Genomic DNA, 6,410 nt, shown 5'->3' with positions numbered 1-6,410 from the left:
ACCTGCCCGAGGCGACCCCCGCCGGGGAGGCGGCGCCCGCGGCCCCGGGGGAGCAGGCGGCGACGCCTGCGGCGGAGGCGGCCGACTGGTCCGTGCAGTGTCAACTGCCTCTCGCCGTACGGGGGTTCGTCGGACGGGCCGCACTGGTGCGGCGCCTGGAGGAGCTGCTCACCACTCCTGCCGCGCGTCCTGTGGTCCTCTCGGGCTCACCCGGCGTGGGCAAGACGGCCCTCGCCGTGCACCTGGGCCACCGTCTGCGGCCGGTGTTCCCCGACGGACAGTGGTACGTACGGCTGCTCGGCACCGGTGAACGGCCGCGCCACCCGTCCGAGGTGCTCGCCGCACTGCTGCGTGCCTCCGGGCAGGACCCCGCCGCGATCCCGGAGTCCGCGGAGGACCGCGCGGCCGCCTTCCGCAGCAGGACCGCCGACCGCCGCGTACTCCTCCTGCTCGACGACGCAGCGGACGCCGAGCAGATCCGGCCGCTGCTGCCCGGTACCGCCGGAGTGGCGGTGCTGATCACCAGCCGCTTCGATCTGCGCGGCCTCATCGCCAGCCACGCGGCCCGCCCTGTACCGCTCGACGTCCTCGATCCCGGCGAGGCCCACCATCTGCTGACCGGCGCGCTCGGCGAGCAGCGGGTACGGGCCGAACCGGCGGCGGCCGAGCGGCTCGCCGACCTGTGCGCCCGGCTTCCCCTGGCCCTGCGCATCGCCTCCGCCAACCTGGCCGCGCGGCCGGGACGTTCCCTGTCCGCGTACGCGGCCGAACTGGCCGAGGACGGACGGCTCGCCAAGCTGTCCATCGCGGGCGACCGGCAGGCCGCCGTGCGTACCGCCTTCGACCACTCGTACGCCACCCTCGCCCCCGAGGCGGCGCGGCTCTTCGGTCTCCTCGGGCTGCACCCCGGCGCGGACTTCAGCGCGGAGGCGGCCGGCGCGCTCCTCGGGCCGGTCTCCCCGTACGACACCGAGGAGCTCCTCGACCAGCTGGCCACGGCCGGACTCGTCCAGGGGAGGGCGGCCGCCCGGTTCCAGTTCCAGGATCTGCTGCGGCTCTACGCGGCCGAGCGCGCCGCCGCCGATCCGGACCGTGCGGCGGCCCGGCAGCGGCTGTGCGACTGGTATCTGGCCACCGCCGACGCCGCGACCTCCTTCGACTACGCGGCGATGCTGCAACTGCCCCGGCAGCGCGCCGCATCCGGCCGCTTCGCCGACCGGCACGGCGCGACGGCCTGGCTCGATGAGGAGCGTGGCAATCTGGTCGCTCTCATCACCCGCGCCGCGAAGGAGGGGCCCGGCGCCACCGCCTGGCTGCTCGCCGACCAGCTGCGGATGTACTTCTACTACCGCCAGCACCACACCGACTGGCGGACGGCGGCAACGGCCGGACTGCAGGCGGCCGTCGAGGCCGGCGATGTGCTGGCCGAGGCGGCGATGCGGCTCAGCCTGGGCTCACTGGCCCAGGACGCCGGGGACTTCGCCGCGGCCCTCGACCACTTCCACCACGCGCGGCGGCGCTACCACGACGGCGGCTTCGCGCCCGGCGAGGCCGCTGTTTTGGCCAACCTCGGTATCCAGCACGGGTTGCGCGGCGACGTGGCCGAGTGCGTCGACCATCTGCACCGCAGCATCGAGATATACCGGGGTCTCGAGATGCCGGCGAAGCTGTGCCCCGTGCTGGACATCGCGGGCCAGTTCCACACGTACCTGGGGGAGTTGGAGCAGGCCGTCGCCTTCACCACCGAGGCGATCGCGACCTCGGCGGAGCATGAGCACGCGGTGGCCGGCATCGGTCCGCTCACGGGCCGCGCGGTGGCCCTGCACGGACTCGGCCGCTATGAGGACGCGCTGGCCGACGCCACCGAGGCGGTGCGCCTGTGCCGGGAACACCGCAAGCAGCACAACGAGGCCGCCACGCACGAGATCCTGGCCCGTGTGCACCGCGACCGCGGTCACCTCGGCCTCGCCCGTACGCACGCCGGACGGGCGCTGGAGATGTCGCGCGCCTTCGGGTACACGGCCAAGGAGATCGACAGCCTGGTCACCTCGGGCAGCCTGGACCTGATGGCGGCGGACCCCGGGCAGGCGGGCCGGCATCTGGAGGAGGCGCTGCTCCTGAGCCGCCGCCGGAAATACCGCCACCAGGAGGCCGACGCGCATATCGGCCTCGCCCGCGTCCACCTCGCCCAGGGCGATGCCGCCATCGCGGCGGACCACGCCGAACTCGCCCTGGCCGCGGCCCAGGAGCTGCGGCTGCGCCCGGCCGAATGCCGGGCCCGCCTCGTACTCGCGGCCCTCGCCCACGCCGCCGACGACCTCGCGGCCGCGGCCCACCACCTCGCCCACGCCGACCATCTGCGGGCGCGGACCGGATATCACCCGCCGCCGTGGGAGGCGCTGTCCTCGGCGCCGTCGGTTGTCTGCGACTAGGACTTGTCCGGCCGATCATGTGACTACTGCGTGCCCGAGTCGTTCCTGTGGGCATGGGGCGGGGCGATCTGAGTGACACCGAGTGGGAACGGCTACGGCCGTTCCTTCCGGTCAGCAACGGGCGGTGTGGCAGGTGGCGGGATCACCGGCAGGTGATCGACGGGATCCTGCACCGGGTGCGGACCGGAGTGCAGTGGCGGGATCTTCCCGAACGGTTCGGTCCGTGGAAGACCGTCTATGAACGCCACCGCCTGTGGTCGGCCGACGGGACCTGGGAGCGTCTGCTCCAGCAGGTCCAGGCCGCGGCGGATGCCGCGGGCGAGATCGACTGGGACATCTCGGTCGACTCCACCATCGTCCGCGCGCATCAGAATGCGGCCGGAGCCCGCATCGACCCACTGCCGGCCCCGGGATCAAAGGGGGCCTCAGGGATGGAACACCAGGACGAGACGCCGTGGCAGAGCCTTCTCGCCCGCCTGGTGGAGGTGGTGCGGGAGGTGAGGGCCTGGGCCGCTCGCGGGGCGGGTTCACCAGCAAGCTCCACCTGAGCGCGGACGGCCGCTGCCGCCCGCTGTCCCTGATCGTCATACTGGGACAGCGGGCAGACTGCACCCAGTTCATGCCCGTCCTGGACAAGATCCGTGTCCCCCGCGTCGGGCCGGGAAGGCCCCGCAGGAAGCCAGACAGCCTGGCGGCTGACAAGGCATACAGCAATAGGCCATGCCGCGACTACCTGCGACGGCGGGGCATCCGGCACACCATCCCGGAGAAGACCGACAGCCAGGCCGCCCGTCTCCGTAAAGGTTCACGCGGCGGACGGCCACCAGCCTTCGACGCGGACCGCTACAAGAAGCGCAACACCGTCGAGCGGGCGATCAACCGGCTGAAGCAGTCCCGGGCGGTCGCCACCCGTTACGACAAGCGCGGGTACGTGTTCCTAGGCACGGCCACAGCAGCAGCCCTCGCCATCTGGCTCCGTGCCTGATCCGGAGTGGATCCTCAGAACCCCGGATCGGCGGGTCGCTGGTGCCCACACGGAGCCGGGTTGCCGTTCTTGTCGAAGACCTCGGAATCGTTGGCCGAATTCACCCACACCGTGATGCCCTGGCTGTGAACGACGACGTTGAACGGGGACTCCTCGGGCGCTGTCTGAGTCACGACGGTGAACTCCTCACCCGGACGCATCCAGTGATCGGTTCCCCACGGCTCCACCCACAGGCAGAGCATGCTGTCCGTCTCGTTACTCACGCTCGTCTTCGCCACGCCAGCACCCTAACGAGCAGCATGATGGGCCGGACAGCTCCTAGCCGGCCGACTGGGCGGCTGAAGGTGTCTTGTGGAAGAAGGTCGACGGCATGAGTTTCCCGGAGGGATCCGCCGCATAGTCTGGCACCGTCCCCGTCTCGGTCCACCCCGCCGCCCGGTACAGCCGTTCCGCCGCGCTGCCCGTCTCGGTGTCCAGGACCAGCAGCGTCAGACCGGCCCCGGCCGCGTACTCCTCGACCGTGGCGAGCAGCCGGCGCGCGACACCGCGGCCGCGGGCCTGCGGCCCCACCATACCAGCTTCACGATCTCGCCGCGGTGGCGGCCGTTGTCCTTGAGCACTGGCGCGCACCCGACCGTGCCGTGGACCCGGCCGCCCGAGCGGGCGACCCAGACGAGCAGCCGTCCGTCCGCGACCTCGGCGGCGCGCCCGCGCCACCAGCGGGCTGCCTCCTCGCGTCCGAAACCGGCGAGAAAGCCGAGCGAGGCGCCGGCCGCCACGGTCGCGGCGAGCAGTTCGCCGAGCTCGTCGGCGCACGCGTCCAGGGCGTCGGCGGACAGTCGCTCGACGGAGGCGGTCTGCGTCGTCACGGGGGTCGGGGTGCGCGTCGTCACGGGGGCCGAGGTCTGTGTCGTCAAGGAGGTCGAGGTCTGCGTCGTCACGGGGTGAGTTCCTTTCCTTGCGGCGGCGCGAGCGGCACCTGCGGCGGCGCGGGCGCGGTGCTCAGGCGGCGATTCAGTACGGAGACGAGCAGGCCGATCGTGACGATCGCCGTGCAGGCGAGCGACGCGTGCCAGAACGCCCGGCGCATCCCGGCGAGATCCGAGGCGGGGCCGGAGGCGTGCAGATACAGGCCGGAGACCGCGCTGATGCAGACCGCGGCGGCCATCCGCTGCGACATCTGCAGCAGACCGCCGGCCACCCCGGCCGCCTCCGCCGGTGCGTGACGCAGCACCTGGGCCTGGGTCGGGGCGACCGTGAAGCCGGTGGCGGCGCCCGCGCACAGCTGGCACACGGCGAGGACCCAGGGCAGCGGCCCGGCGGGGACGTACAGCGTCGCAAGCCCGCCCGACAGAAGGGCCAGCGCGGAGAGCGCCAGACCGGAGGTGATCACGCGGTGCTCGCCGTAGCGGCGCACCACACGCCAGGCGAAGGCCGAGGTGGCCCCCATGCCGAGCGCCTGCGGCAGCATCACCAGGGCCGCCGTCATCGCGGAGAGCCCGAGTTCGCCCTGGAGGAAGACGGCCAGGACCATGCCGCCGGCGAGCGAGGCGCCGAACTGGGCCATCGCCACCGTCGTACCGAGTGCGTACGGCGCGGAGCGGGTGAGCGCGGGATGGACCAGCGGGCGGCGGCCGGAGCGGGCCCGCGCCCGCTGCTGGAGCACCAGCGCCGTGGCGAGCGCGGCGGCGCCCGCTCCGTACACGAGATACCCCGTGGACCGGATGAAGGGCAGCATGATCAGGACCGTCAGCCCCGCGAACAGCGCCACCTCCGGCAGATCGAGTCCCGCCTCGGCGTTGCCCGGACGCGGCCGCGGCAGGAAGCGCCCGGCGGCGACGAGCGTGGCCAGGGCGAAGGGCACATTGAGCAGCACCGCGAGCCGCCAGCCCGGCTCCGCCCCGGCCGCCGCGATCAGCGCACCGCCCACCGGCGGGCCGAGCGCCGTGGCCAGGCCGGCCGTCACCGCGTACATCCCGAGCGCCCGTGCGCGGGCCGCTCCCGTGAAGACGTCCTGGATGGTGCCGATCACCTGCGCATTGACAAGCCCTGCCCCCAGGCCTTGGACGAGGCGGGCCGCGACGACCAGCCAGGCGTCCTGTGCGCAGCTGGACAGCACCCCCGCGACGGCGAACAGCGCCATCCCGGCGAGGAAGAACGGCTTGCGCCCGTGCACATCACCGAGCCGCCCGCCGGGCACCAGCGCGACACCGAACGCGAGGGAGTAGCCGGCCACGATCCACTGCAGCTGGGAGGCGTCGGCGGACAGCGCGTCCCGCAGCGCGGGCACCGCGATGTTGAGCACCGACTGGTCGAGCAGAGAGGTGAAGCCGGCCGCCAGACAGACGGCGAGCACCCGGCGCTCGCGCGGCGAGAACCGCTCTGTGCCGCTCATGGCAGCACCACGGCGATGACGTAGCGCACGGGCTCGTCCGAGGTGCAGCGAAAGCGCGTGGGCCCCCACAGCCGGAAGCGCAGACAGTCCCCGGTCTCCAGGCCGTACGTCTCGTTCTGGACGGTCACTTCCAGGGCGCCGGCGAGCACCCAGATGTGCTGTTCCAGACCAGCCACCGGCGGGCCGTCGTAGGAGATGTCCGCGCCGGGGCGCAGCGTGCCCTCGACCAGCTCACCCCGCAGGCCCGCGTGGGGCGGGGAGACGGAGCGCCGTACGAAGCCGGACTCGGTGTCGTTCCACACCGGCTGCTGTCCGGCCCGTACCAGCTGCGCCTGCTCGCCCTCGACCTCGGTGAGCAGCCGGGACATGGTGCGCTCGTACGCGGCGCACAGCCGGTTGAGCAGTGAGGTCGTCGGGCTGATCTCCCCGCGTTCCAGGCGCGAGAGCGTGGACCGGCTGACACCGGAGCGTGTGGCCAACTCGTCCAGGGACCAGCCGCGTTCGGTCCGCAGTGCGGCCAGGCGCTGAGCCAGGCGTGCGTCGATGTCGTGTCCCCCTTCCCGCGGCCGGTTCCCCCCCATGGGGGGGGCCCGGGGGG

General features: G+C 73.0%; 5 protein-coding genes and 1 pseudogene. 2 read left to right on the top strand and 4 right to left on the bottom strand.

Features of this window, described 5'->3' with window-relative positions; genetic code table 11:
* Positions 1 to 2,432, top strand: a 2,432-nt coding sequence (locus tag JAO81_RS01965) for an NB-ARC domain-containing protein (RefSeq protein WP_233414815.1), incomplete at its 5' end; no start/stop codon positions are given.
* 53 nt (positions 2,433 to 2,485) lie between these two features.
* A protein-coding gene (locus JAO81_RS01960; protein WP_374194245.1) for an IS5 family transposase occupies positions 2,486 to 3,417 on the top strand; the annotation gives its coding sequence in 2 pieces (ribosomal slippage) (positions 2,486 to 2,822 and positions 2,822 to 3,417; 933 coding nt in all).
* A 14-nt stretch (positions 3,418 to 3,431) separates the two neighbouring features.
* Here the strand turns inward: JAO81_RS01960 and JAO81_RS01955 are convergent.
* The 4 genes and pseudogenes from JAO81_RS01955 to JAO81_RS01940 form a co-directional block, all read right to left on the bottom strand.
* A complete protein-coding gene (locus JAO81_RS01955; protein ID WP_199545962.1) occupies positions 3,432 to 3,695 on the bottom strand; it encodes a hypothetical protein in 264 nt (87 codons plus the stop codon).
* Between the two features lie 40 nt (positions 3,696 to 3,735).
* Positions 3,736 to 4,286, bottom strand: a pseudogene (locus tag JAO81_RS01950) (N-acetyltransferase family protein).
* Positions 4,287 to 4,354: 68 nt separating this feature from the next.
* Positions 4,355 to 5,812 carry an MFS transporter gene (locus JAO81_RS01945; RefSeq protein WP_199545961.1) on the bottom strand — a complete coding sequence of 486 codons (1,458 nt, stop codon included), beginning with the start codon at positions 5,810 to 5,812 and terminating at the stop codon, positions 4,355 to 4,357.
* On the bottom strand, positions 5,809 to 6,393 hold the full coding sequence (locus JAO81_RS01940; protein ID WP_199545960.1) for a helix-turn-helix domain-containing protein: 585 nt from the start codon (positions 6,391 to 6,393) through the stop codon (positions 5,809 to 5,811). The genes JAO81_RS01945 and JAO81_RS01940 overlap by 4 nt, the downstream gene beginning before the upstream one ends.
* Between the last annotated feature and the right edge of the window lie 17 nt (positions 6,394 to 6,410).

This window comes from Streptomyces sp. N35 (genome assembly GCF_016464295.1).
GTDB lineage: Bacteria > Actinomycetota > Actinomycetes > Streptomycetales > Streptomycetaceae > Streptomyces.
Note: the sequence above shows the minus strand (reverse complement) of the source record. Positions and strands in the feature narration are given on the sequence as shown.